Annotated in this window: 26 protein-coding genes, 1 tRNA gene and 1 pseudogene; 10 read left to right on the top strand and 18 right to left on the bottom strand. The window is 52.0% G+C overall.

Annotated elements, in window-relative coordinates; translation table 11 throughout:
• Positions 1-414: 414 nt before the first annotated feature.
• The 5 genes from AC3CHX_RS04270 to AC3CHX_RS04250 all read right to left on the bottom strand — a co-directional run bounded on the left by AC3CHX_RS04270 (position 415) and on the right by AC3CHX_RS04250 (position 4,424).
• Positions 415-864, bottom strand: a complete 450-nt coding sequence (locus tag AC3CHX_RS04270) for a hypothetical protein (RefSeq protein ID WP_488642854.1) — start codon at positions 862-864, stop codon at positions 415-417.
• Positions 839-1,336 carry a hypothetical protein gene (locus AC3CHX_RS04265; protein ID WP_488642853.1) on the bottom strand — a complete coding sequence of 166 codons (498 nt, stop codon included), beginning with the start codon at positions 1,334-1,336 and terminating at the stop codon, positions 839-841. Before AC3CHX_RS04265 ends, AC3CHX_RS04270 begins: the two co-directional genes overlap by 26 nt.
• Positions 1,333-2,151: a TIGR04255 family protein gene (locus AC3CHX_RS04260; RefSeq protein WP_488642852.1), complete on the bottom strand. Its 819-nt coding sequence runs from the start codon at positions 2,149-2,151 to the stop codon at positions 1,333-1,335. Before AC3CHX_RS04260 ends, AC3CHX_RS04265 begins: the two co-directional genes overlap by 4 nt.
• 393 nt (positions 2,152-2,544) lie before the next feature.
• Positions 2,545-2,811, bottom strand: a complete 267-nt coding sequence (locus tag AC3CHX_RS04255) for a hypothetical protein (RefSeq protein WP_488642851.1) — start codon at positions 2,809-2,811, stop codon at positions 2,545-2,547.
• A 257-nt stretch (positions 2,812-3,068) separates the two neighbouring features.
• Positions 3,069-4,424, bottom strand: coding sequence for an AlbA family DNA-binding domain-containing protein (locus tag AC3CHX_RS04250; RefSeq protein ID WP_488642850.1), 1,356 nt, complete (start codon positions 4,422-4,424; stop codon positions 3,069-3,071).
• Positions 4,425-4,904: 480 nt separating this feature from the next.
• Here AC3CHX_RS04250 and AC3CHX_RS04245 point away from each other — a divergent pair, with 480 nt between their 5' ends.
• A complete protein-coding gene (locus AC3CHX_RS04245) occupies positions 4,905-5,462 on the top strand; it encodes a hypothetical protein (RefSeq protein ID WP_488642849.1) in 558 nt (185 codons plus the stop codon).
• Positions 5,463-5,678: 216 nt separating this feature from the next.
• Positions 5,679-6,029 (top strand): DUF6868 family protein, encoded by a 351-nt coding sequence (locus AC3CHX_RS04240; protein ID WP_488642848.1) that lies wholly within the window; start codon positions 5,679-5,681, stop codon positions 6,027-6,029.
• Between the two features lie 686 nt (positions 6,030-6,715).
• Here the strand turns inward: AC3CHX_RS04240 and AC3CHX_RS04235 are convergent.
• The 5 genes from AC3CHX_RS04235 to AC3CHX_RS04215 all read right to left on the bottom strand — a co-directional run bounded on the left by AC3CHX_RS04235 (position 6,716) and on the right by AC3CHX_RS04215 (position 14,321).
• Complete coding sequence (locus AC3CHX_RS04235; RefSeq protein WP_488642847.1) at positions 6,716-10,399, bottom strand: hypothetical protein; 3,684 nt, start codon at positions 10,397-10,399, stop codon at positions 6,716-6,718.
• Between the two features lie 463 nt (positions 10,400-10,862).
• Positions 10,863-11,693, bottom strand: a complete 831-nt coding sequence (locus tag AC3CHX_RS04230) for a hypothetical protein (RefSeq protein WP_488642846.1) — start codon at positions 11,691-11,693, stop codon at positions 10,863-10,865.
• A gap of 343 nt (positions 11,694-12,036) precedes the next feature.
• The gene (locus AC3CHX_RS04225; RefSeq protein ID WP_488642845.1) at positions 12,037-12,687 is read right to left on the bottom strand and encodes a HugZ family pyridoxamine 5'-phosphate oxidase; all 651 of its coding nucleotides are present in this window, start codon (positions 12,685-12,687) and stop codon (positions 12,037-12,039) included.
• Between the two features lie 379 nt (positions 12,688-13,066).
• On the bottom strand, positions 13,067-13,993 hold the full coding sequence (locus AC3CHX_RS04220) for a hypothetical protein (protein WP_488642844.1): 927 nt from the start codon (positions 13,991-13,993) through the stop codon (positions 13,067-13,069).
• Positions 13,994-14,244: 251 nt separating this feature from the next.
• Positions 14,245-14,321 (bottom strand) — tRNA-Gln (locus AC3CHX_RS04215).
• Positions 14,322-14,707: 386 nt separating this feature from the next.
• On the opposite strand from AC3CHX_RS04215, the gene AC3CHX_RS04210 reads away from it, so the two are divergent.
• The 5 genes from AC3CHX_RS04210 to AC3CHX_RS04190 all read left to right on the top strand — a co-directional run bounded on the left by AC3CHX_RS04210 (position 14,708) and on the right by AC3CHX_RS04190 (position 17,639).
• Positions 14,708-15,238 carry a metal-dependent hydrolase gene (locus tag AC3CHX_RS04210; protein ID WP_488642843.1) on the top strand — a complete coding sequence of 177 codons (531 nt, stop codon included), beginning with the start codon at positions 14,708-14,710 and terminating at the stop codon, positions 15,236-15,238.
• On the top strand, positions 15,235-15,447 hold the full coding sequence (locus AC3CHX_RS04205; protein WP_488642842.1) for a GGDEF domain-containing protein: 213 nt from the start codon (positions 15,235-15,237) through the stop codon (positions 15,445-15,447). The genes AC3CHX_RS04210 and AC3CHX_RS04205 overlap by 4 nt, the downstream gene beginning before the upstream one ends.
• Positions 15,448-15,598: 151 nt before the next feature.
• Entirely contained in the window at positions 15,599-16,141 is a 543-nt protein-coding gene (locus tag AC3CHX_RS04200; RefSeq protein WP_488642841.1) for a glycine zipper 2TM domain-containing protein, read from the top strand.
• A gap of 243 nt (positions 16,142-16,384) precedes the next feature.
• Complete coding sequence (locus tag AC3CHX_RS04195; protein ID WP_488642840.1) at positions 16,385-16,993, top strand: DUF2939 domain-containing protein; 609 nt, start codon at positions 16,385-16,387, stop codon at positions 16,991-16,993.
• Between the two features lie 172 nt (positions 16,994-17,165).
• Positions 17,166-17,639, top strand: coding sequence for an outer membrane lipoprotein (locus AC3CHX_RS04190; protein WP_488642839.1), 474 nt, complete (start codon positions 17,166-17,168; stop codon positions 17,637-17,639).
• Between the two features lie 23 nt (positions 17,640-17,662).
• Here the strand turns inward: AC3CHX_RS04190 and AC3CHX_RS04185 are convergent, their stop codons facing one another.
• Positions 17,663-17,830, bottom strand: a complete 168-nt coding sequence (locus AC3CHX_RS04185) for a hypothetical protein (protein ID WP_488642838.1) — start codon at positions 17,828-17,830, stop codon at positions 17,663-17,665.
• 86 nt (positions 17,831-17,916) lie between these two features.
• Positions 17,917-19,056, bottom strand: a complete 1,140-nt coding sequence (locus tag AC3CHX_RS04180) for a hypothetical protein (protein WP_488642837.1) — start codon at positions 19,054-19,056, stop codon at positions 17,917-17,919.
• Between the two features lie 130 nt (positions 19,057-19,186).
• On the opposite strand from AC3CHX_RS04180, the gene AC3CHX_RS04175 reads away from it, so the two are divergent.
• Positions 19,187-19,324: a hypothetical protein gene (locus AC3CHX_RS04175; protein ID WP_488642836.1), complete on the top strand. Its 138-nt coding sequence runs from the start codon at positions 19,187-19,189 to the stop codon at positions 19,322-19,324.
• A 207-nt stretch (positions 19,325-19,531) separates the two neighbouring features.
• Here AC3CHX_RS04175 and AC3CHX_RS04170 read toward each other — a convergent pair whose 3' ends face one another.
• From AC3CHX_RS04170 to AC3CHX_RS04160, 3 genes are all read right to left on the bottom strand, one after another.
• Entirely contained in the window at positions 19,532-20,068 is a 537-nt protein-coding gene (locus tag AC3CHX_RS04170) for a gamma-glutamylcyclotransferase family protein (protein WP_488642835.1), read from the bottom strand.
• The gene (locus AC3CHX_RS04165; RefSeq protein WP_488642834.1) at positions 20,062-20,553 is read right to left on the bottom strand and encodes a GNAT family N-acetyltransferase; all 492 of its coding nucleotides are present in this window, start codon (positions 20,551-20,553) and stop codon (positions 20,062-20,064) included. The genes AC3CHX_RS04170 and AC3CHX_RS04165 overlap by 7 nt, the downstream gene beginning before the upstream one ends.
• A 146-nt stretch (positions 20,554-20,699) precedes the next feature.
• Positions 20,700-21,185: a hypothetical protein gene (locus tag AC3CHX_RS04160; protein ID WP_488642833.1), complete on the bottom strand. Its 486-nt coding sequence runs from the start codon at positions 21,183-21,185 to the stop codon at positions 20,700-20,702.
• A gap of 181 nt (positions 21,186-21,366) precedes the next feature.
• Here AC3CHX_RS04160 and AC3CHX_RS04155 point away from each other — a divergent pair.
• A pseudogene (locus tag AC3CHX_RS04155) lies at positions 21,367-21,596 on the top strand (VOC family protein); the annotation flags it as partial.
• Between the two features lie 364 nt (positions 21,597-21,960).
• Entirely contained in the window at positions 21,961-22,839 is an 879-nt protein-coding gene (locus AC3CHX_RS04150) for a hypothetical protein (protein WP_488642832.1), read from the top strand.
• A gap of 138 nt (positions 22,840-22,977) precedes the next feature.
• Here AC3CHX_RS04150 and AC3CHX_RS04145 read toward each other — a convergent pair whose 3' ends face one another.
• From AC3CHX_RS04145 to AC3CHX_RS04135, 3 genes are all read right to left on the bottom strand, one after another.
• Positions 22,978-23,385, bottom strand: a complete 408-nt coding sequence (locus AC3CHX_RS04145) for a hypothetical protein (RefSeq protein WP_488642831.1) — start codon at positions 23,383-23,385, stop codon at positions 22,978-22,980.
• Positions 23,386-23,460: 75 nt separating this feature from the next.
• Complete coding sequence (locus AC3CHX_RS04140; RefSeq protein ID WP_488642830.1) at positions 23,461-24,009, bottom strand: GNAT family N-acetyltransferase; 549 nt, start codon at positions 24,007-24,009, stop codon at positions 23,461-23,463.
• 42 nt (positions 24,010-24,051) lie between these two features.
• Entirely contained in the window at positions 24,052-25,176 is a 1,125-nt protein-coding gene (locus tag AC3CHX_RS04135) for a protein NO VEIN domain-containing protein (protein WP_488642829.1), read from the bottom strand.
• Positions 25,177-25,367 lie beyond the last annotated feature (191 nt).

The following is a 25,367-nucleotide window of genomic DNA, read 5'->3' as shown; positions in this document are numbered from 1 at the left end:
AATCCGAAAGGGCAATAACTTTTCCATTAAACAGCACTGTTTTTTTTATCGGCGTTCATATAATTCTCCTTAGCAGCGCACGTAGCACGAGCTAAGCTTCGAGAGGTTTTAAGTACGTCTTTAAAAACGAAATAGGTCAAATGAATCCGGCCAAAATTAGTTAGGCGTCCACGCCCAGCGTGCTAACTTTTTTCTTTCTTGGGTGAAAATGGAGAGCCAAATGAAAAGCAATTACGTAAGCACTACACCGCCCAATGGGCCCAGCAAAACCGGGGAAAAATCAGGTAAGCGCAGAGGCAATAATCCGCCGAGTAAACCGCCAAAAGGAAAATAGGGTTAGTAACACCCCACTTTCAAGTGGGGTGAGGCGTGATAAATGCGCCGCTTTCGCCTTGGCTCGCGCGACATCAGACATTAATCAGTATTTAGCAAACAGTTCGTAATAGGGGCAAACCAGACGCATTGCCGGAGAAGGGCTTTTTGATTCGCCTTTGTTTTGATGCCCCAAACCTCGCCATGATAGGGGTTCTTATCAAGCGGAGCGAAGCCGACCTGAAAGCCGGCTGCTCGTAAGTTCCGTGCTTCAAACCGGACCGAGCCAATCCAAGGAGGCGTTGACACGTGGGCAAGTGCATCTCCGCCCGCCTCCACAATCTCTCGCTCAAGGTCAACGGAAAGGCCGCCGTTAATACCTGACGATGGGTTAAATGCCATTGACGAGATGCGACGCCCACCAATTTTTGCATCTTCGACTACAAACTGATTAGATATGCGACGGATAACTCCGTCTTCTGGAAGGATGTCCGGATGGTCATGGGGAATTACCTCCCCATGTTCGTCACGCGGCGGCAAGCTCAGCGGCAATCTCTGACTCCGTAACTTCTTTCACCCACGTGGCAACGGTGTCGAAGTCGCTTTTCAACTGAAGTTCGGTACCCTCGTTATTTTCAAGAGCAATGGAATACCAAGCGCGCACCTTATTCGGAGCTACTACATGCAGTTCAATATCACCACTCAACGTATGCCACTCGATTTGCAGGTCGCCTGCTGAACCTGGGACAATTTGAGGTGCAGGGGTGTCAGTGTCGCAGATTGCTTCAATCATTCGCAGAGCAAATACGGCGTTCTCACGTCGCACGGGAACACCGTCATAACCGTCCCAACCGCGCTCAAGCGCAACGAGTTCAGATAGGCGGCTAGCAACCGAATCACGCCATACCGCTGCGCGCTCGGATATCATTTTCCTTGCAGGAACAAATTGAGTTTGGGGAATGCTAGTTGGTTGTTGCATCACGCCAACCGAGGAAAAAGCAGAAAGAACGCCGTAATTCGTCATTTTATTCGCCCCCACATTTTTTGAGCCATATCGGTTGTCAATTCAACGAATCGATGAACGATTAAATCTCGACCTTTCGTTATGAAATCAAGCGCGGACTCGATGTCCGAACCATTGGGAGGACCCTTGACTGAGAGTGTCAGCACAATAATGCGTTGGCCTCCCGGCTTAACACCTTCGGTCGCCTCGCAGACTAACCGACCTTGCGGCGCGCCATCAGGACCACGAATCACATCACGGAAGCCAAAGGAAAAGTGTTCTGGCTCATTATCGCCAAATCCAATAAAGCGCAGCCAATCTGACACCTTGCCTGACTTATCTATTGGGATGTGGTTAATGTACGAAATTTCGCATTGATTTACCACTAGCGATTGCGGAAATAAGGTACCCAAGTATTCTTGGAGTTGATAAAGTTCAGTCCGAAATTGAACGACCATGTTTTCAAACCGAGGATATTCGTTTGATTGGTCGCCGACTTTTCTCCAATTGTGAAGTAAGCGGTCCTGTTGGAACTGAATGAGCTCATCTCCTTGCGAGCGGATAAACCAGAACCGGTCGTGTAGCGGGCCATCGAGGAACTTAATCTGCCCTGACATGGAGTTGGGTGAATGCTGCCCGAAGGTCTCAAAGCTCGGAGGAATCGGTGAGTATTCCTGAACCTGCGGATACGTATCACGGAATAATTTCCAAACTTCCCCCGCATGAATCTGTTGATAGCCACTCGGCGGTGAGAATTGGACGCCCAGCACGACCTCGTTCAGCGGTGGGGCGGTGAAGTCAGGCAAATGGTCTGGTCTTATCGCAGTTTTTGGCACGGGCTCATCTCTTGTCAACCACTTTGGCATTGCGCGGGGCTGCCACTGATGTATCAATTTCGAGCTATTTATGAGGGATTATAGTTCAATAATCGCAACGAGAGTGTTTGTTCAGCGCCGCTCCACTGCTGGCCATGGTTGGGAACCTATACACGCGCGGCATCCGAGGACTGACGTGAAATGTGTGACGTCTCTGTGCCGTCTGATTCCTGTAAGCTATAGCCTTGGGAAGTTATACGAATGTCCTTGTGCTCGTGTTACAGTGCCATGACTTTATCCGTCCAGTGCAGATGCAGCGTCGCCTCACCGCCGGTAGAAAATCGTGAACGGCTGCGCTCAGTGGTTGAGTGCGTGCGGACTCTTCGCTAGGTCGTCGATAATCGGACAATCTCACTACTCCTGGATACGGTGTCCTGTGATTGCTTCAATCTGTAGTTTTGCTGCCTCTGCGTCCAGTCTGTCGTAAATCATAAATGACGTATGTTGGGAGTTTCCGTTTTTATCCATCAATTTGAAGGTACGTCGTTCGTAGTCATGGGTTCGTAAACCATCCGTCGCAAAGTCGGCCGACAATTTGAATGAGTGGTGCCCCGTCATTGTGTTGTCAGATAAGTCCATAGATTCATTGTCCGCCACGCCGCCGATGTGCAAAATCTTCATGTTATGAACCTGACTATCGAATTTGAGAAATTACCACATGGGGCAGCGTTACTGAAAGTCAATGTCCTCGCCACACCGGACTCTCGCTTGGAAGCGTCCGAAGCTCATCCTACGTAATATTCCGCCCGCCTGGGCCTGGACATTTCAGCAATCGGGCAAAACCCCCATATTCTGAAAAAATTACATCTGTGGGGCCAATGTTGTACGTTGCTTTGAGAACCGCATCGGAGCTGAAGCCAATGCTGAACCAAATAATCCTAGAATTTGCCTTTGGTCATTTCGGCTAGTTCTTCGGCATAGAAATTGTCAGGCGGCTGGAAGAAATCAAACACTTCGTAGACCTGTGCCGTTAGCGACTTGACGACATCTGGCAAAAGGTCGCGCAGGACAGCCTGGGAGAACTTACCGCTGGACCGAACGTTGTCCTGTTCTGCGCGATATCGACCACCCAGAAGAGAGCGCCGCCTGCTGAGTATCGTAAGCGTTCGGCCTTTAAGGCCGGCCCACTCGCAATCGACAACTACTTCGAAACCCTCCTCAAACATGACGGCACCAAGCTCAGTCACTCGAAGTAGGAATTCCCCGAGCCTCCATACGGGCAGCGTTATGTCAAAGAGCGTACCAGGAGCACCGTAACCCCTGCTGCCCGGCCCCAGAGAGTCTTCCTGCATCCCTTGAAGCAGGTAAAAGTTACCTTCGGGAGCGATTCGCCAAAAATCTGCTTGTCCGATATCAGGGCGCTTCAAGTCGGCAAGCCAAGCTTCCAAGCAACTGTCAACGAGCCGGGGTCGCGTCGCTTCTTGGTGCAGGGCCACGAACGCGGGCCAGCCGGTGTACCGTTTAGCCGTCTCTATTGATGAAAGTATGTCCTTTGCGGCTACGCCACGAGGACTTCCAACAATTCTCGCAGAAAAAACGAAGTGGCCTTGGTGAATTCGCGCCGGGTGGCTCTCCGGCAGGGACTCATTCAGCGCCGTCCAGCGAGCCATCGCGGCCTCGTTGAATTTGTGAAGCTTCTCCAGCTCGCTGACGGGTGCGGATATTGCTGCACCGGGTCCTGTGGGCAAAAACGCTCTCAAGACAGTAATGATTTCGTCTCGTTGCGCAAGTATGCAACGATGGAGAAGCCGGTCCCATTCCGCAGCGGTCTTCGGGCTATCACTTTCTGGGCCAGGTCGGCGGATATAATAGATATTTTGATGCAGGGTCTTGCCTGCCGTGGCGCTACAAGAGCGGACAGGAACACGTGAATTCCCTGTGACGCGAATCAATGGGAATTCGTCACCCGTTTCAGGGTGCTTCTGGAAGGTGACTTCAGCATGGAAGACCGGCTCCGCGCATTTCTTGAGAATAGCGTTAATAGCATCGGTACTGTAAGCCTGCAAACCTGCTGGGCGGTTTTCATCTGGAACCAATCGACTGTTTTCCTCCTCCTTGTAACCAATGAGAAGAAATCCGCCGCCATGATTTTCTAGTGCGATTAGAGCTTTCGCCACGGCACCGCGACCCTCCGCATCATCGAGGTCAAGCCACTGCTTCACCTCGAAATCTAGTGCCTCGGTCGGGCTGAGTAGCCAGTCTTCGAAACGAGAATTGATGTCTTTGTTCAGCATGGCGTCCTTTTATTTAAATAGGCTTCCAAGGGGGGCGACTTTATAGGTCATTGTGTCATCCGTAAGCACCCTACATCCTTCGTTCGGCATACAGAATGTTAGTTTTCTCGTTCCCCAAGGTCAATTCATATCCACGTGCTGTTCGAAACTATGCTCGACTTGCGTTCGGCTGCGCCGGCATCTTGTTTGTGCAGCGTGCAATGTTCCAATAAATATGCGACAGCACATAGAGAATCGCGCTCTATAGGCTACTGGATTCTTGGACCTAGTCCTTTGGAACAACGAAAGGAGGGTCAAACGGGACCAAGTTCGACTTCTCACGCTTTGGTCTGCATCCAACTTTGCCAAGTTGCGCATCGACCAGCACGCGGAGTTAGAGGGATGGGCTAAACTTCATGCGTCGGTTTAATAGCCCGACAATTTTTCGAATGACCTTTTTTGGAGATATTAATGCTTGTTCCTTGCAAAAATTCATCATATATGGACTACGCACTTCAGGTACTTGTTGGCCGGCAACTACCTAGTGGCGACAGGGTATCTAAATTAACTCACACAAAGGCGAAATTGACCAGTCAAGCATGTGTTTCTGCTTGCGCGGAGCAAGGTCAGGACAATCAGGGCGCTGATGTAATCGCGGACGATGGCGATGGCGACGGGGATGGTGACCCCGACAGTGACAGACAATCGCAAGACCCCCTCAATTCCCACGTTGCACCTTCCCCGCAGCACCCCTCTGTCACCGCGTCACAGCGAAACAAGAACCCGACTTCCCCGCGATTGAAAGCCTCGACGGATTCTCGAAAGAAGGATGTACCTCATCGGCCACGCTCAAAGCCAGTATCCTCCTCAGATATTAAAATCCTGACCTTACAGATAAAAGCGCGAGAACGAACACGTAAACATTGGATGGCATTTTTTTTGGTCATTTTATTTGGATTGCTCGCGTTTGCTTTTGCTCTGTTAGACAGCATCCATATAACGAAGCTTGTTCTTGTGGGAATATTGCCGCCGTTGCTATCGGTCTTGATGACCGAATAACTGCGTATTCCGGTGATGTTGACCACCCGACCAGTAGCCGTCGACTGGTTCGGCGACGCATCGCTGGAATTGACCATGTCTACCGACGGTTAAAGTCAACCAACATCCGACCTTCAGGCGCCTGCTCCGGCCAATTCCAGCGAACGAGGGTGCTGCTTTTCAAGGCCGTTTAGGAGGACACAATCACGCGTCGATATCGGCTAAGATTAAAGAGGCATGCCGCTTCAAGAGGGACGCAACCGCGCCAAGTTAGGCTGCAGGTGCCGGAGTTATTCCGCAAAAGTGTCGGCCTCATACCAAAATTGGATGCTAAAAGGGCGCGCCATGAATATGAATGAGATTAAGGAAGCTCTTCTTTGGTGTGTCGGTATCAACTACGTGTTGCTTCTCATCTGGGCCGGCATCTTCGTCTATGCTCACGACTGGATGTATCGAATACATACGCGTTGGTTCAAGGTCTCGGTTGAAACCTTTGACGCAATGAACCTTGCAGGCATCACTATCTACAAACTTGGAATCATCCTGGTCAACCTGGTGCCTTTGGTCGCACTTTACCTATCGTCGTAGCAGTGCGTTTCATGGTACCTAACTGCCGTGCTTCGCGCCGCGCGCATGAGCGCGCTGGAAGGCTCTGGAACGATTACCGCGACATTTCTCGGACGGTTTGAGAAATAGAAGCCGTTCCGCCACTCGCTCCAGTTGTTCCGATTGTGTCCCGCTTATGCGTTCGGCGCCATCCTTTTGGCAACTATCCGGGATTACCGGGTAGTTGCCATCAGTTCTTGGCGTAGTTGCTCATTGAAAAGCTTAAACTCTGAGGTGGGCCTTCCGAACTTGAAGTAAGAGCTACCCCCTTGACCAAGTGTTCTTTCAGCGTCCTAGTGGCCCAAATGCGAAACTGAATACCGCGCGGAGACTTGACTCGGCATCGACCGAGATTGCAACGCCAAGACTTTAGTCAGCTGTATCGTACGATTTGCTGTTGGCGGCAGTTATTCGGAAATTCCTAATAACTGCATTTTCGACCAGAATGCGTACGGGAGCGATTGATGCCTTCCGGGACATTGTACGAGTACCCGCAAGAGTCTTGGCAGACCTCAGGCCCTTACGTTTCGAATATCATCAGTATCATCACTTTTGATACTTCTCATACCGAAGGGTCTCTGGGCGGTCCACCAAAGACAATTTCAGCCATGTTTGGCCCCCTTCGCTTGACCCACCAGGCCTGCCGAACGGCGAATCATGGGCCTAATCTATTGTCGCTGTTTCTGAGCCGCTTCTCTTTGAATCTGCTGTCCCATATCTAGCGCCAAGAAAACGACTAGGATATCTCGCCCCTGAACTTTGTAGTGGGCCTCAAATCCCATGGGCCTAGAATCATAATCAGGGAGGTCGATGGCCCGAATAAATTCGATTTCAGCATGGGGAGGGCTGGCGCATGCTGTTTTCAGAAATTGAAGAACCCCTGCGCAATTCGAATTGCGCACGTAGGTAATGTGGAAGAAAACGCGACAAAGGCCGTAGCCAAGCAGTTTTTTGAAGTGCGATGTTAGGGTACCAGTATCCACTGAGCGGACAACAAGGGCCTCTATCACTGTAAGCTCGGCCGCCCCTTTGCTAATTGCAAAATCGCGCTCCCCGACTCCTCCTGTCTCCGAATATCCGCCGCGTGGCTGGTCTTCTACAGCCCACTGTGGGAATATTAGCCGTGAACGCAGAATCTGCTTCAGCACGCCAGAAATGTCATCCTCCAGGCCCATCAGCTCAAGGTTACGCATCATCGGCACCAGGGCGACCAGACTGGCGCATGCGCCTCGAACCTCTTCGATTAGAAAGCGCTCAAACAGAGCGTGCGAATGTAGCGCTTGAGCCTGCTCTACATGTCCTAAGCGATGAAACGCCGCTATGGCGTGGCGAATAGCCGGCAGAGGGTTATCATCGATTGCGAAGTTCGGAGCCGTCATGTAGGGACGATGGGTGTCGATGTTTTCTCTTATCGCGGTAAGAAATTCAGTCCGTCCAAAATCACGCTCAGCTTCTGACAGTGCAATCTTAGCCTCTTCTAATGCGCCGAGTCTTGCTATCGCCAACGCTCGGAACCCTTCGATGTGCTCCATCGGATAACCATCCCTGAGCGATAGCAAGATGTCCAAGCTTTGCCGAGGTTGACCGGCGGCCAAGTGGAGCATCGCCCTGTTGATGTCCAGCATCTTCAGTTCGCCTGGAGCATGCTGAATGCGTGGTCGAATTTCGCGGACTGCGTCGGTGAGATAGCGCCTAGATTCTGTAAGCTCTTCTCTCGTGAGAACCCTGAGCGAATTATCGTTGAGAAGCCGATGAACCCGGCTGGCGAACAGATTCAGCGGATATGCCGTAACGCCGGGGTTCCGCTGCATCAGGTCGATGAAGATTGCCTCCGCGGCGGCCGGATTTCCGCGCTCTTTCGAGAGCTCGGCCACCGCCTTGTAGAATTGGAGCACATCGTATTGCTCTCTAGTCGCAGCATCGGAGAGATTTCTTGGTACTTCGAATGCTTCTATGGCAGCCCAGTCTTTACGGAGCAGATGTAGCCGAAGATTCGTCCTCAGCATGCTCGTTTCACGCCCCGGTACTGGGCCGAATGTCTGTGCCTCACGCTGGACGTCCACAAACGGCGCGGCCATCTCAACCAGGCCCGCGTTCAGGAGTGCCTCCACCCGTGCCTGCGCCGCCGGCAAGTTAGACACGTCTGGAGCCGTCGCGGGTGTCAGCGACAACAGGTGCTGCTTGATTTGCCGATGAATGACATCCGGTGTGCCTGCCACTATACCGGCCAGAACAATTGGTTCATCTATCTGGCAAAGCTGAATCACTACCGCCTGAAGAGCGTCTCCTGTGAGACGCATCAATGCTGCCGACATGTCTTGAGCAATTGGCTGCTCCTGTGCCCAGGAATGCCCGAAACTGAGGCCCGGCACAAATACATCTATGCGACCGCGGTCAATGTTTTTGGTGGCGCCGGCCCAAATTGCTCGTGCTAATACATCGACGATATCCCTTGGCGCTTCGGTAGGCCATCCTGCGATTGCGCGAGAGAGAACGCGGATGTGCAACCTGATGCGGCACTCCATCCTGTCTTGGAAGATAAAACTCTCTTGTTCGATTTCAGGTCCGACCTCCATCCAAGCCCGAACGTCGATTGCGTTAAGAAAACGATTTCGCAATGCCTCATCGCATCTCAACGCGAGAGAGCACAATGCCTGCGCACTCTGTATGTCCAGTTCCCTGCCGGTGATGCGCTCCCCCCGTGGAAATATCACTTCCAGATATGAAGTGACAATTTGGTGGGGCTCAATGCGCTCTACACAACCGCTGTCCGTCAACATATCCAATGCGGCACAGAATGAGTTGATTGGATTTGAAGAGTGGACTACGGCGGTGATGAGTTCGCCCACCACCTCGTCGTAGTATGTCGCCGTTGCGGATGTCAGTTCCTCTCTCAGTAGGGAGAGAAGCTCACCAGCCCGCGTCATCTGCTCCGGGTTCGCCGCCTGCTCATAGATATGCCGATACAAAGAGGCCATATCTCTTGCAGAGACACACCTGGCATCAAGATGACCGCCTAACACGGCCAGCGCGTCTTCAAAGGCAAGTAGCTCTGTTACTCGATTCGCAGGAGCTTGGAACTCGCGGAACCATCCTCCGTCATTGAAGCTCCAGCTTGCAATCAAGCTACAAGCCAAAGTACATGTTGCCGGAGACAGCAGCATGTCGGCCAGAAGCACCGGGTACCGCTGTACACGCTGTGCCATTAGCATGAGCAGAACGGGGCGCTCTACCGCCAATTCCATCAAGCGCGGACCAATCCTGCGTGAGTCATAATGCGCCTCTTCCAGTTCATTTAAGACCAAAGACATGGCTGCGACTCCCCGTGTAGCGAGGTAATCGTGGACCGTGTGCTGCGGCATCCCACGTCCCAGCCACTTTTCGCGGCCAATGGTCGTAAAGGGTGCTGCATCAATAGAAATAGGTTCCTCTCTATCGGGCTGAAGAAGCATTTCAGGCTTTGTAACACCCTGCTCAAATTCCTGCCAATTCGGGGTCGTGGAAGGGGGCTGGAGCACGCTCATTGCAGTTTCAATGAAGGTCTCAAACGACTCAGAGTCAAGGTATGCGCTCGCAGCAAAAGGCGGCGCCCCAAGGCTTATCCAGCGGTCAACCCAACGGCTCAGACGCTGTTCCGCATCTTCGGTGATTTGTTCACCCCCGGCGTTCAGGCTTGTATCCCACAACCTCGCAGCGACCCACGGACGTGATACACAAACTATCTCACCGGGCCGATATTCTCCCCTGACAATGCCGGCCGCCAATTCCGAGAGTGGGCCATTCAGGTTTGCCTCCTCAATCACCGTATATATATTGTCTCCGCGACCGTTGACAATGCTTCTGAACGCATTGCCCCGGGCATCTTGGCTCCGAAGGACTGCCATGACAATGTTACGAGGCACAGCGAATCTTCCCCATGAAGTAAGAATCCATCCACGCGACACCAATTCGTCGAACGTTGGTGGGGGCGAAAGTCCGGCCAGACTATGAACCAGCGTGCCGACCTGCATAGAGATTGATACGGTGCCGGCAGCGCCGGCTTCAGGTGGTTCGGCTGAGTGACTTACTTCAACAACTGAAAGTGGGGTAGGCTCGTTGGGCTGGTCGGCCTCCGCCATCAGTTGGGCTTGGCGCGCCTGCTCGTACACTTCACGAGCCCATGCGATGTCACTGTGAGGCGATATTTTAAGATGTAGATAGAGGTCAACAAGCTCACGGTCCGAGATTGGCGGTCGGCTTTGCGCATTCGGAAACGGCTTTGACATGGAATACGCCGGTAAGAATCGTACGAGCCGCTCTCTTAAGATTTTTCTTGCTTCGCCATAGTTTTGGTTGATGTTAAGGCGTTTCACTTTAATTCCTTTGGACAGATTGAATAGTCTGCTTAGAAGTAACCGATACTAGGGGCCTAAGGAGGACGACCAGCCCGATGGTCTCGCTCGTCCCATGCCCTTTTAGCTGCCTGGCCAATCCTCCCGAGTCAGCACCTTCAGCTTGGCGTCAATCGCATGGTCGAAATCCTAGGAAGAAGAGCTGGTTTTTCTATTCTTCCCGCCCGCGTTCATCAACTCGGGTATCAACGGAGTCATCGCTTACAGGCTTACGCCATTCGATTTGAATCGCACGTGCGATAAGCTGATTACAATATCCAGCCGAGAATTCTTTCATGCACGAATCGAAATAGCGTTGTCGCTCATGTGAATTCTCCGCTGCGAGCGCCGTCAAAGACTTAGTTGAGGCTACTGCGACACCACGCTGTTGAGAATATTCACCGGGCGTCTCAGAAAAAATAGTACGTTGGATTGTCGATACGCCTTACCTGACCCAAACCACATCGTCGTCGACAGCGTACAACTTGCACAAAGCAGCTTCCCCTCTGCTGTTGCAAGCGAACATTGCCTTCTCGCTTGGGTTGGTTCCGCCCCAAGCAGAGTTGTAATGACCATCAGACGCAATGACAAATGCGCGGGGTTTTTTCTTGGTAAGCCAGTCACGATAGGCAGCCCTCACACTCTCATTGCTAAACGGCAATGCCGAAACATCACCAATAGGGGCGTACGACGCCAGTTCCGACTTTGATACATTTACCCAGCCATCACGCATGAGGCGATACACCACATGTTGAGATAGAGACTTCGCATACGCAGTACTGTTATCAAGATTTTCGCCGATAACGTTGGTTGTCATTTCCCACACGCGCTTATTCGTTGCGTCGGTGAGCGATGCCTGAAAGACTACTCGACCGGCGCTATTGACGTCGTTCAGGCGACTTAAGAGTAAAAAATAGCCTTCAGTTGCTTTGATGGTAAGCGTGTAGTCCCTGCCCGGCGCAATACCATGGCTTTGTAACGTTTCGCCAATCATGCCAGGAGCCTTGGTTCGCACTGCGGATATAACGCCGTCTAAAAACGTCCTCGCAATTTTTTTCTTGAACTCGACATCAGCGCGGCCTCTAGCCTGCAAGGTGTAGTTAATGTTGCTTCCTTCAAAGCGCACGGTCAGGTGCTCTATCGAAGTTGGTGGCACGACAGACTGAGATACATCTGGCGCTGAGGTGACTTCATTAATGGCGCAGCCAGCAAAAAGAGTGCTGGCCACCAAAGCTAGAACCACTGTAAAGAACCGTTTATATGGGTGTTTTGGCATAGTTAATTTATTTTTTTAGGTATATCTCAACTCGTTGGCAGGAATGAGGCTGGCTACGTCAGAGTCGGGCCGGTTTCTGGCATTTTTGACGCGCCTTTCACCGCATCTATGGCTTCAAACTTACAAGTGATGCCGTTGGCGTTCGATTTTGCCCTTTTTCTCAGACGCCCCCTTCAGGCACTGCCAGGCTGCGTAATCCCCACTGTTATCTTCTCGGTGTAGTCCTCGCATTTCAGGGGGAAATTTAAACTTTGCCGAAGCACCTCTCTTGCGTCAAATTGTGAGACATAAAAAAGCCACGATTTATTAGTATTCACCAAGGTCAGGTAAAGTCCTTTACGTTTCACAATGCCGCAAGAAACCGCTTTATGACTTCGCCGGCATTCTCTGCCGCAACCGGCGCATTCGGAAACTGCTGCCGTTCACGCTTGCCCTGACGCTCAATGTCGACCCCATAATGGTCGAGGCCGAGCAATCGAACGCCCATCGGTAAAACCCCAATGAGTTCCCGGTAGAATTTTGCCTCGTCGGCCAGCGGCAGGACTGACGCATTTGCCCATTCGACGTCTTCCATCCAGCCCATCTCACCAAAACCAGCGACATACCTGGTACGCCTTGGCGTGAGCTGGAAGAAAGCAAAACCCCCAAGGTCGAGGTACTGCTTCGCGTCTGGCTGATAGCGAAGATAACGCGCGACCAATTCCGGTGATGCTTCACAAGGCAGCACATCTCCCACTAAGGTCAGACGCGCGCCCGTCAGGACGTTTTGGGTGTCCGGGCTGGAAACAAGAAAACTGGCGCGATGGTCCGCCATGAGATTTTTCGTATGTTCAGCCAGAGCGCTGATGAGAAACACGGGGCAATGCCATTCATCGAGTACGAATGGCAGAATGGATGCGAATGGGTATCCCGGCAGCTGTGTAGATTGTGTCGCCAGGACGCCATAGGTCGTCTTGTGCAGCAATGGGATGACGGTATCAAGGTGAATTTTCATATGTACATGATTAAATCACATCGGCGGTCAGACGCGAAATGTCGCTCGGCAGATTACGCTTAAAGAGATGGAGGTGACTGCGCACTATTCTTTGCGGCGGTATGTCACTCAGACTATGCGTTGGCCGAAGGAGCCGAGCTGAAGGCTGGTCGAAACATCACGGGAGTTGAAAACGGAGTCAGAGACCGGAAGATATTCTTGGTAGTAGCTATTTCCCTGCATAGGCGGCGCAATATGCATCGATATGCCCGCGGTCGGCGGGATAACGGTCACTTTTTCTGCATTATTTTTAGGTCTGGGATTGGTACCAATTCCTTCAGGACTACGGCATGAAAGCACTGGCTACCTTGGTTCTATCAGGGATGCGATGAAATGACATTTAGTTGGCGTACCCCTTTGTGCGCAGTGAAAAGCTTGTCAGGTCATTTAACGTGAACGGCTTGCCGTCGCCGGCCGACTTCATGTACAACTTCAGCAGCACTCGTGCATGTCTACCGATGCCAAGAAACCATCTTTGAAGGTTCTCCTGAACACGGACATCCAGCATGGCATCATAGGGATAAGGACATTCCCGACGAACCACCTCCAATCGAGAAAATACCTTGTCCAACGCATCCTGCATTACTGGGTCCTGGCAGAGGGCACGCAGCGTTTTATGCTGCTCGTTGCGGGCTGCAGTCTTTTTCTTGAGGGCTAACACGATGCAGTACTGCAGCTTGAACCACTCCGGATGAACTGTTCTATTCGGGATTTTGGTTGCAAGGGGCAGGAGCATATCCCGAGTCTGGTCCTCGACTACACTCGGGCCGTTCATGATGGACGCCATACGTAGCCATTCTCGAGGCGTTAAACCTTGTGTTGGCTCACTGGCATTCGACAATTCCAGTACTTCTTCGAAGCTTTTGTTTCCCTTGGCGGTGTTTGCCTTCGTGCTGATGACAGCAAGATTATCTACTGCGTAGGCACCATTGTTATTCAACCGGTCGACTGACCAGTCAGACTCGAGCTGCTCTCCGTGAGTGAGCTTCACAAGGGTTACAGGACATTGTTCCGTGTCGATTTCTTCGATGAAACTGGGGTTGACGTCATCGTTGACCAGGCGACCGCGCTTATAGGCGTTCAAGCGAAGTTGAAGCCATTTTCGAACGAACCGGTCTGCCTTCTTCATTTTTTCGTCGAAACTGCTCTTGGCAAGCTCATAGCCAGCGCGAGAAACGGTATGTATCAAATCCGGCAAGTTGAGGCCGTACATTGCGTAGTCCCAGCCCAAGTCGTACTCGGTTTTCCGCTTTACGTCATCATGCATTGTGCGAGTCCGTCACGTATCTGAAACGATTTGAAGCAACTGTAGGCTGCTATGCCCTGTGGTCACGCTAGAGAACCGCAATGTTGCCCACCAAGCGATGCGCCATCAAGGCAAGCATCCGGAAAAGTCGACGGTCATAAGCTATCCGTCCATTTTCCTCATACCAGGCGAGTTCAAGGGCAGCCCCGTCAAGGGACTGTCCAGATGGATGTCGGCGGCATGACAAGCCAATTAGATTCAGCGCTGGGAAATGGCTGGGGAAGAAGGACTCGAACCTTCGCGTGCCGGATTCAGAATCCGGTGCCTTAACCAACTTGGCGACTCCCCAAAAAATTAAATAATAGCATGTAGAAACGCGCCGGCGCTGACGCAGACGGTCCGCAAAATGAGTACCAGAAAACGAAGGGGGAACCTGCCAAGATTAACGGCGAGAGCGTGATAGACCAATTTGGGTTGTCCTCTTGCTGTTGACCTCAAAGCACCGCATCCTGGCGCGCTTCCTCGCCAGAGTCTCTTCGTTATCGGTCTGTTCGCGGCCTACTGGTTATTCTCGAACAAAGCGGTTACGCGTTGCAATGCGTTACCACTCTCGGTGAATCAAAGCTAGTTGAGCGCGATGCCCGCTATGACGTACGAGCACTTCGATATTCGCATCGAAATTCGCTGATAATGCCGAGCGCTGTTACCTTGAGAATCAACTTTGTAAGGAATTTTGTGGCATCTAAAGAAGCACACCAGTCTACCGGTTGGGCCGCTGGACTCATCGCGGCGGCAGTCGTCTCACAAGTCTCCGCCCCCGGGCCTCTCCATGTCTGGAGTATCCTCGCTTTTCTGATGGGATACGCCGGAGGTGGCGCACCTGATTGGTTAGAATTGTCGTGGTGGTCAAGTGGCAGTGGACGGCATTCCTGGATTGCCCATCGAACCCTCACACATTGGGGCGTTGCGTGGATAGCCCTCTTAGTCATTTCGTACTACGGATTGCGCCGCTCCCCCGTGATGGCATTGCCGTTTGGATTTGCGGCAGGCGGCATCATGCATCTGCTCGCCGACTGGCCTAACCCATTGGGTGTGCCGTGGCTCTGGATATCAAGAAGGCATTCGCTGAAGTGGTGGAAGAGCGGGCGCGCTGACTGGATAATCATGGGAACCGCTTGGGCTGCCGCTTTGGTCATGGCGGACCACACTTGGTTTCATTCAACAGGCATTCACGCCGTTGCGAGGCTACTCGCAAAATTAGCGTGAACGCAGTGTCCGCCAGCATCGGGCATGCAGGGTATCCGGATTGTGGTCGTAGCGGTCAGGATTTCCTTCGCCTCGCCGATACGGCAATGTATCAAGCGAAGAAAGCGGGCAAGCGCCGAGTCGTACCTGCGAATACGTCGCCGCCAATTCATAGGCACCGAGCCTTCAGTCTATGTGCTAGCTATTCCCACGAAGACCAGAAACAATAACGTTTGAATTGACGGGATGCCGAAGGCTTTTAATATCCGGGTATTCAGTTACAGCTACTTACGCTTGATACACCTTTCCTGCTAACCGGTCGACGCATTGGACGTTAATCTACCCATACGCCACATTCACGGCGGCATATGGGAGCACAAAATGGAAATGAATCTACCGGCGAATCGCATCCACCCGTTGATGGCAGGTGCTGCAGTATCAGTCATGCTTGTCAGCTTGATTGCTGCAGCCGCTATTACGGGCTTGTTACCTACTTCGCACAGCACCGTCGCACCGATGGCAAGTACTGCGGCGCCAACTGCCTTGCCGGTTGCCGGAAGCGTTGTTGCAGCTACCGCTACACCAGTTCAGTACGCCGCACCGGCCCAACTTGATGAAGCGCCGGTTGTGCATCATCGCCGTGTGGTACATCATGCAACTCCCAGCTACTACCAAGCACCACAACCGATGCATTACGCCCAAGCAGATTCGAATTACAGTCAACCGTATTCGCAGCCGGTGCAACAACCAATTCAGCAACCAGCCGCGGAACACAGTACTGTCGGTATTGCGACCGGTGCCGTGATTGGTGGCCTACTTGGTCACCAAGTTGGAGGCGGAAACGGACGTACGCTTGCGACCATCGCAGCTGCAGTTGGCGGCGGGTATCTGGGCGACGTAGTTGGCAAGAAATACGGTTACTAAAATTCAAATATTATTGAAAAACACGCGCAAATCTTGCGCGTGTTTTTCGACGTTCGAGACTGTTTGTCACGCCCAAACAAGCCAGATGTGCAGCTTGGAATTGCCCCGAAATCTTCCAACAGGCCTATGCGCGGCTTTGTCCACATTCGGTGATGAAGATAAGCAGCGAGTGTGCCCAGCACACCTGCTTCCCCTGAAGCTGCTTCTGCACCAGGACAACACAATTTCCAAAGAGGAATCAACATGACAGCAAAAGTAATCAAAGCGGCCGCAGTCGCCGTGGTCGTAGCCGTCGCTGGCTACTGGTATTGGTCACCAATCCTGGTCGTGCGGCAGCTGCAGTCGGCCGCTCAGGAAAAGGACGCAGACGCCTTCAACGAGCATGTCAATTACCCAAAGCTGCGCGAGAACCTAAAAGGCCAGTTCTCAGCCATGTTGGCAAACAAGCTTGGCAGCCCCGCTGGCTCCGACAACGACTTCGCCAAGGCAGGCGCTGCCCTCGGAACCATGATAGGCATGGCCGTGGCGAATCCACTTGTTGATGCAATGGTGCGGCCCGAAACCATCATGCGAGCCATGCAAGACGGCCAGTTGTCCCCAAAAGCCACACAGCCAAGCGACGTCCCGGCGGCGTCCGTCGGCAAGCCAGACAACCAGGTCGGCGCCGAACCAAAGGACGAAAAGCTCAAGTGGACGTATGAACGCAAGGGCGTAGATAAGCTCATTGCCTATGCTACTGACCCCAGAAAGCCGGATGAGAAGAACCAGGAGAAGTTCCGCATAGTACTTCAGCGCAGCGGGTTCGCGGACTGGAAGCTGACCGAGGTCAGACTGCCGGCATTAAATAAATAGCGGGGCCTGGCCAGTCGCTGTTGAATACATCATCCAGAGTCTCTATCTGGAGACAGGCTCTGTTACAAATGCTTGCTGAAGAAACACTTGTATGACTTCACAAGGCAAGACGGCGTAAACTACTCTATGGACATGCCATGCGTACGTTAACTCAGCGAATTCTGGAATAGTCATGAAACAACCGTTTAAACGCTTTACCCCCTTGATGATGCGCATCGCATCATCTGCCATGCTCGCCGCCTTAATGAGCGTTGCGCCCCTCGCTGCACAGGCAGCGCCATCGCATCATCATGCGCGCGCTTCGGCTTGTCACTATTGTGGGACGGTTATCTCGGCGCACACCTTTCAACGACCTGCGGCACACGGTAGCGGTTTGGGTATCGCAACGGGCGCTGTTGCAGGAGGCCTGCTGGGTAACCAGGTGGGCGGGGGGAATGGCCGCACCCTGGCGACGGTGGCCGGAGCCGTTGGCGGCGGCTATGCCGGCAATGTGATAGAGAAGCGCGTACGGGCGACCACGGTGACACAAGTGCGCGTTCGGATGAGCAATGGTTCGGTTCGAACGTTCACCGAAGCCGGAAACAACCGCTGGCATGCTGGCGCACACGTCAAGGTCATCAACGGTGCATTGACTGCACGCCGTTAGGTTTCATTGGGGCCAATACTCTGCTATTTCTTGCCAGGCGGCTTACCGGCCGGTGCAGGGGCCTTCCGACCCGCCATCTGCCTGCCCCGATTGCCCTGGTTCTGGTCGTACTGCTTGTTTGTGCCAGAAGTGCCCTTGTTGGCATTTGGCATGTTGGAGCTGTTGTCCTTCGGTGCGATTTTGCTAGTCATTTTGCTCTCCAGAGGTACAAAAGCCGGCGAAATGCCGACCTATATGCATAGACACTTGGCGCGGAGACTGGTTCGGCGACGACAGGCTATCGGTTAGCGCGTGTGTTTAACTGTTCAGTTCGCACATCTGTCAGGTCTAACGTGGCAGCTAAAGCCTTGGCTTCGGCAAGAGATTCATAGAACTTTGGGGTGAGGACCGCTGCCTGCTCCTTGGCCCGCTTCTCAATTTGATTCAGGTACTCCAACAGTAAAATGCTTTCCCTGTAAGCGATGGCCTCGTTGAGCAGCTCCTGTCGATAGGCTTTCTTCCGTGTTTCTTCCTGCTCGTGCGCCCAACGCCTTAACTGCTGTTGTTGCCATACCCGCTGCGCTTCCATCGCGTGCTCGCGCTTTCGAGCCATCGCATCTGGAAACGCAAGTAGCGCGTGGACAATATCGGCTATCTGTTCCTCGACTCGAGTTGCACGGTCTGCCCACCTCGAAACATATTCGTGCGGATAATTGTCGATGCTCAGGGTTAAACGCCCGTTTGGGAAAAACTTCATCTTTCGGACAAAGAGTTTTCCCGTAGCCTCCTCGGTCTCGAGCTCCGCGTCAATTTTCCGCTTCTTTGCGTAGGATTCCCGAATGCTCAGTTGCAGCTCTTCTCCAGCGACAGTCAAATACTGCTTGCTTACGTTGTCGCGTTGGCCGTCTTTCTTCTTCGCTTCAACTTTGATGCGCGATTGCTTCAAAACCTTCAAAACCGTATCGAGAATCGCAAGCGCACGAGTTTCCTCTGCGGCGGATACTCGGATTGCAAGGCCAGCAACTGGTAACACGTTCCGCAATCCGTACTGGTCCGGCTCTTGGCGCTTAAACCGCGTTTGACATTTCCGCACGAGCGGATGTGGCGCTTCGAGAGTGGACAGCGTCACGGGCTCTGAGCTGGCCAATGGCTGGTGCTTTTCCGAAAGAGGGGCAAGCAGCTTCTTCGGCGGCTTCTCGATTTGTTTAAAGCGTATCTGAGATTCCGCGCGCGGGTCGTTAAGAAGCGGCACCCGACTCAGCTTTTTGCCTGCAGCGACTTTGGCCCAGTAACCTCTTCCCGGCAACGGAATACTTAACCGGCGACACGCCTTCGCCAATCCGACATCCGAAATTCCCAAGGTCCTCGCTAGCGTCTGGATTGGCTGCTTCCAAACCAATTCGTACAATTGTAGACGTGTATAGGTGACTGTTTCCATATGGGCACTAGCTAACTGGGTTCGAAACGGCTGCTCAAATGTTGGCACAAATCAACACTTTAGCAATATATCGTTCCAGCGCCCGACGCGTACAATACGCTCTGATTTTCTATTCCAAGGAGGAGCAATCGTGAGCACAAAAGAGTCGGCAGTTATCAAACGTCAACGCGCCAAAACCGTTAATACCGTAAAAGAAGTTCAGCCTGCCAGGCCACTGTTGGCCGCTGGGGTGGCTTGGGTACGTGCCTTCTTAAAAAGTTTTAAATAAGAGTCCTTCTGGTTTCTCTTGTAGTTCAAAAACTTCGTGTGCGCTGACCGCAGACCACATGGTATGGCGTCAGACCTGCCCAGGTATTGCATTGGCTCCAGGTAAACGAGAAAACAAGCATTCATCTATCCACCGTTCCCGTGCTTGCCACAATTGCGCGGGGCGGTCGGTTCGTTGCGTTCTCGCCTTCGGGGTCTTGGTCTGCCATCATCGTCGTGATTCGCGTGCAACTCTGCGTTCGTCACCGTCAGCAACCGACTCAATCCGTTCCAATGCCCTGATGTACTCTGGAGGCAGGTTTCCTTCAATTGCTCCTTGAAGCACATGCTGCTTGTACCAGTGGAACAGTTTTAGTGCAGGATTTTTGTTGGTTGCAAAATAGGTAACCGCGGTCAACACGTCACTTTCAGTAATGACTTCGACTTTCGTTTCACCGTAGCCGTTGCCGTTACCTTCAGCTCTGTCCAAGGCAGGCTTCTCCGTCTCCAAAATCGAAAACACGACACCATAGACTTTGTCTTCTGGGTCGTCCGTTTGCTGGCAGTCGCACTTGCCTGAGCCGTCCTTGCTGACTTTGTCGAAGGTAAGCCGCCGACCGGAAACGTAACCGGTGGCGACCCGTGTTGCCGAAAGTGCACGGTCAGGCGCAGTAAGGCGTTTTTGGCTCATGTTAGAGCCATAGGCGAAATAGAGGAAACGAGTGTAGACGACATCACCGTCGGGCTCAGGTATGACGTTTAGCAAAAAAATTCCTCCCTATTTCTTACGCTGTATGAATCGGGCTGCAGGCGTGCGGAATGAACTGCCGAAGGGTTTCCAACATATTTGCCGAAATTGGTGATTCGGTTGTACTCCTTGGACTGATAGAACTCCGCGGCTCTGCGATTCACGATTCGGGTTTCTAACAAAAGAGTATCGTAGCCCAGTCCGGCGGCTTCACTTTCAAGGAACTTAAGGATTGCACTGCCTGTTCCCGGATTGCCCGGACGCGAATATATCCGTTTTATTTCTGCAATACGTCCCTCAAGAGGTCGAAATGCACCGCAACTGATGGCCTCTCCGTTTGCGTTCCTGGCGACTACAAATCGCGCATTGGGTACCCGAACATCTTCGGCGTCAAACGACGTGGCTCCGCTGTCACCGGTAATTGAGCGCAGTGCATTGGACAGTTCCTTAGTGAGAGCTTGCGAATCCAGGGTGGCGGGGTCTTCAGGGGTTATTGTGAGCATAGGGCGCGACTCTAGTCGGAGGTGAAAATGCGTGCGTAAGTACCACCTCTGAGAACTTTACGTGAGGCGCATGCAACACGTATAGGAGCTCGAATCCCGAGCCATGACAGCGCACCTAATCCGTTTGGACCAAAAAACATGGCGCATCACTCGCGGAGGTCAATGCCGTGGTTTAGAAGCACCTGTGATATTTCTATTTCGTTGTCCGCCCACAGGTCGCTTCTGCTCATGTAGGTTTTGGTTCCATTCTTGAAAATCACCTGCAATCCGGCATGCCCTTTGTTTTCCCTATTGGGCTCGACCTTCTTCAATATGTAGTCCACGTTCGAGTATGAGAACCCTTCGTTCACAGGCCAAAACCAAAACCCAGACGAACACATTTCTTGTCGTCCAAAGACGATTCTCTCACTGAAATACATTGAGGGCATAACTACGCATAAGGCGAGTACGCCAAATCCTGACAACAGGATGCCTAAGCCCATAAGTTTGCCAGACAACGAGGTGGACGAAATTTTATTCTTAATAAATATCAAGCCAACGACAAGAAGTACCCCGCCGAAGATTCCGGCGTGCTGTACCGACGAAAAAGAATATTTAAAAACCGCCTCAGCATTCGTTATGTTGCATCGCATGTTGGTGTGTTAAACGTTAGAAGTGGTCGGCTGCCGGAGTGCTTAGTATAAGAGTGGCCAGTACGGAAAACACGTGTAATTTTATATAGAATTGAACTTTCTGGAGTCGTAACCTGAGCCCCGACACGAAGATGAACCGCTATCACCCACCTGACGCCTTGATGCAATTACTCTACAACGCGGCGGAATTACCACTCCCGGAAACGGCCAGATGATTGCGCTACTAGCACCTACACGCCAAGCTGTCGAGCGCGCTCATGCCGTTGCCCTAAAAAATGGTGGCATTTGCGAAGGACCACCCGGTTTGCGGCCACAATATCATCCAGATTATTACGGCGCCTATTTCCGCGATGTCGATGGAATAAAATTTGCGTGTGTTGCCATGATGCGCTGCCTGGGTTGTTGGCATAGGGCCGAATTGCGGCAGTCACATTGCGGCCAGGAGCAGGTAGTCACGCTTCCGCTCCAAACCGGCCATTTGCGATGATGCGACAAATTCAGAGCAATTTCTTGTGAGTCGGCAAATTCTTCCCGACACTGCCGGCAACAAAGCACGGGGGACAGTTGCCTGCGTTTCGCGTTTTTTTTGATGCCTAACCTAGCCGGCAATTGGAAAAGCAAGCTGTGGCGCACGTTTCCGGCCGCCGACTGTCTTGTCCGGATAGACGATTGTCCAGCCGAGCTGTACCGGAAAAATTTTCACTTTAAATAACAGCTAAAAATGTATGCCCGAGTCATCCAATCCAATCCTAGAGGGACAAATGCAATGCAACGAATGTCTACGATTCTCAGATTATTACTCGTCCCCGTATTAGCTATTTTATTTGTTGCACTGTACGTCTATTCCAAGTCATTTCTTGATAGTGTGATTCCTGTTGGCGGGCACTCGTCGATGACCGTTCGTATTGTCGTTGCTGAGTTTCACGGTTTTGTCCAAGCTGTCCTTGAGGCGGCTCTTTTTTCTATTCCGCTTGCTATCCTGTATAAACGTTACGCGCCAATCGTTGCGCTAATATGCATTGCCCCTGTTCTTGCAATTACACTTTGGGGACTTTCCGTTGATATGTCCGTATCTGTCAAGGTCGTTCTGTTCTTTCAGATGGCGTGCCTTATTTTGTTCGTTCTAAACGCAACACATTCCGCAGCCAATTTTGCAAAGCATAAAAATGTCTCGAACGTCGTTGTCGCGCTGAGAGGCCACAAATTGCTCATTCTCTACATTTTGGCTGCGATAGCCCTAGAGGGGTTTTCTCGGTTTGCGTATTGGAACGATTTTGGAGTGCCTTTCTGGCTTTTTCTTACGGCGAACTTACTGTTAGTTTTCTCACTCGGCTTTTCTCTGGCGCGACGAAGAAATAATCCGTTTAAGGTCGGCTTTTTGTCTATTCCCATTTTTTTGATTTGGGTACTAGGTGGCCCAATCCAGATTTCGCTGACTGAGAGTAGCAAATGGGCGAGTAAATCCTTGAGTGATAAGGGAGCATTTATTGAAGGGTACGCGACAGGCGCTCTGGAGTTTTTGCCAATAGCATATTTAATTACGGTTGCAGGAGCATATCTTGGTCGCCATCTTTTGAACCTTCGCGCGAAAAAAATGAGCGTTACTGTTGCGGCGTGCAATGTGGGCGATGAGGAGGTAATAAATGAATCGTAATTCGTCACCGTGGGACGACGTTTTGCGCAGGACAACTCCGCGTTGAACGTCGGTTTTTAGGCAACTCGACTGGCCAGAGTGAGTAGAGTCCAACCAGTCGCAACCGGCTAGCCGAAGGAGGCCAATTTGGTCGACTTGTTATTTATGCTGCATTTTGCGCTCTTGCCTCTGGATAGCGCGGTAGATTAACCAAGTAACAGCGCCGTTAAAGCCAATAATGAGTAGCATGCATTTCGAAATCTGGACGGCAACTTCCAACTCATCTTGTGTGGCGAGAAGCATGCCGAAAGGTAAAAGGATTGGGAATACGGCGGAGACAAGGGCTGATGCCACAATGGTTGTTCGGGCGCCAGCGACTACGGCAAACAGCATTGCTATAACAGTGAAGAGACCGGCCGTCACCGGTACTATTCGTGGGTGAATGTTGGCAGGCAACAGAAGCGCAGCCGTGTAAGGCAGAAGCCCGGCGAAGCAGGACAACATAAAGCTCGCGAGAATGCTCCACAGAAGTGGATACTTGGTGATGAATATGAAAAGGCGGGGCATTTGTTGTATTTCGCTACTTGTATTGAACTTCTGAAAGCCTTAACCGCACACGAAAGAAGAACCTTAATCGCTGAATCATAGGGTCACCTTCAGTTTGCGGCCGCCAGTAATTGTGAAACCTTCACGTTCATAGAACGCCAGTGTTTTGTCGAACTGCGGGAGTGGTGGAGTAGTAACCTCCAGGCGCTTCCAGCCTCTCGACGTGCCGAAACTTCTTGCCTGTTCCAGAAGGCGCAATCCCACGTTCTCTGAGCGATATTCGGGACGGACATAAAGTTCAGGTATGGTTCCAAACGAACCTTCGGCATAGAGAGCGTGGCTTTCAAAAAGCGTAATAAACCCGACCGCTTTTGCCTCCTTGCCCAACGCGACAAATACGAAATATTTTTCGGTGGCGATAAAATCCTTGAGCCGGACTACGGTGTCGTGCAGGTCGAAATTGAATGCTTGCTGGCCGATAGTACTCATGATTTCGTCCAGCAACTCGCCGGCCATCGACGCGATTTCGTCCGAATCGTCGGTGGTTGCTCTTTGGATGAATATGTTTGATGCCATTTTTGTCGGCAAACACGGTTGTCGGAAATCCAGATTATGCGTTGTGCTGGGCACTGCAGGAATTGCCATCTGAGCGCCTGGTTGTCCAACAGGTTACCAATGACCAAATCACTAGGTCAGCGCCTTCAACCGAGCTCGATAGTCAATCGGGTCAAGTGCCAGGTTGCTCGATAACGGACCTCGCAGGATAAAGAGCTTCGGCGCAGCACTAAAGTCGAACAAACGATAGAGGCAGAAACAATCCTCTATCTCCTCAGAAAAACTGACCTCATTTCGACTCACAACAAACGGTGTCACAGGACCACCGTTTGTTGTTTTCACCTCTATAAATCGGGTCATATCCGAAACCTCGAAGGAAAGAATGTCATATCCTGTTCCATCACCCAGCCGGTCAGAGACCCAGTCAATTTTCTCAATGAGGTCAGGTCGTCCCTCATCGCCAAGGCGGGTCTGTTCGTACCCGACGACCCAAGACTCCCCGTTGGCACCTAACAGCCTGTTGCGCTCGTCTCTGGCGGCATAGTCAAGCTTCCGCGGCATTCGTGTCCGTTTGACAGCAGGCTGAAATGCCTCCACGTTGGGCGGCGTCACAAGCACTCCGCGGTATTGCTGATTCCCCGGAGCGGTCCGAGATTCAAGGTTGTCCAGCACCTTAGCCAGGTATTGCCGATGCTTCTCGACGTAATCTTGCACTTTCCGGCGCAATAGCTCCTGAAGGTTGTAGCGGGGTTTGTACCCTTTGATGTAGGGCAGACCTAGTTGGTCCAGCACTGCAGAAATATTTTGGTGCTTCAGTTCGATGGACGATTTGCTCCGAACTTTTAGTTTTGCCCTCAACAGCTCGTTGTGCTCGCTCTTGCTGTATGGCTGCCCGACGGACTCCGTAGCAAGCATCTCGAAGTAGTCCGTGACGATGAGGTCAACTTCCTCCTGGTTCCAGTCCTGTCCAATGCGCACAACCTCAAAATCGAGACTGGACAGAACGCGCTCAACGGTAGCTTCGCCTCCAGAAAAGTCCTCCGGTCGAAGCGGGCCGATATCGGGAAAGGCGTAACCGTACGCTGCACCAACTATAGCTTTGGAGTCGTAAATTTTTCCGGAGCTGGCATCTCGCAGCATATATTCGCGAGACTTTCCGAATCCGTATTTCTCCAGAAAGGCTGTTCGGCCTAGCAGGTCAAATTCTCGGATGGCGGCAACGACAGCTTGGGGGTCTTTTAAATTATGGATGCTCATGACTTGTTCCCTGAATTCCACCAGGTTAAACCAAATTAACATCCTTGCATCACGGAAACACCTGAAAAAACGAGTTTTCCACGCCGTCTGAGCGACTCTTCGCGATTCCTACGCAACTCACAAAGCCGCAGTATCCAGATGAGGCATTACCGCTTGGCTCCCGCAATGTCCACGCGATGTGCATGGGTGTG

The sequence above is a fragment of the Glaciimonas sp. OK215 genome, from assembly GCF_057787885.1.
Note: the sequence above shows the minus strand (reverse complement) of the source record. Positions and strands in the feature narration are given on the sequence as shown.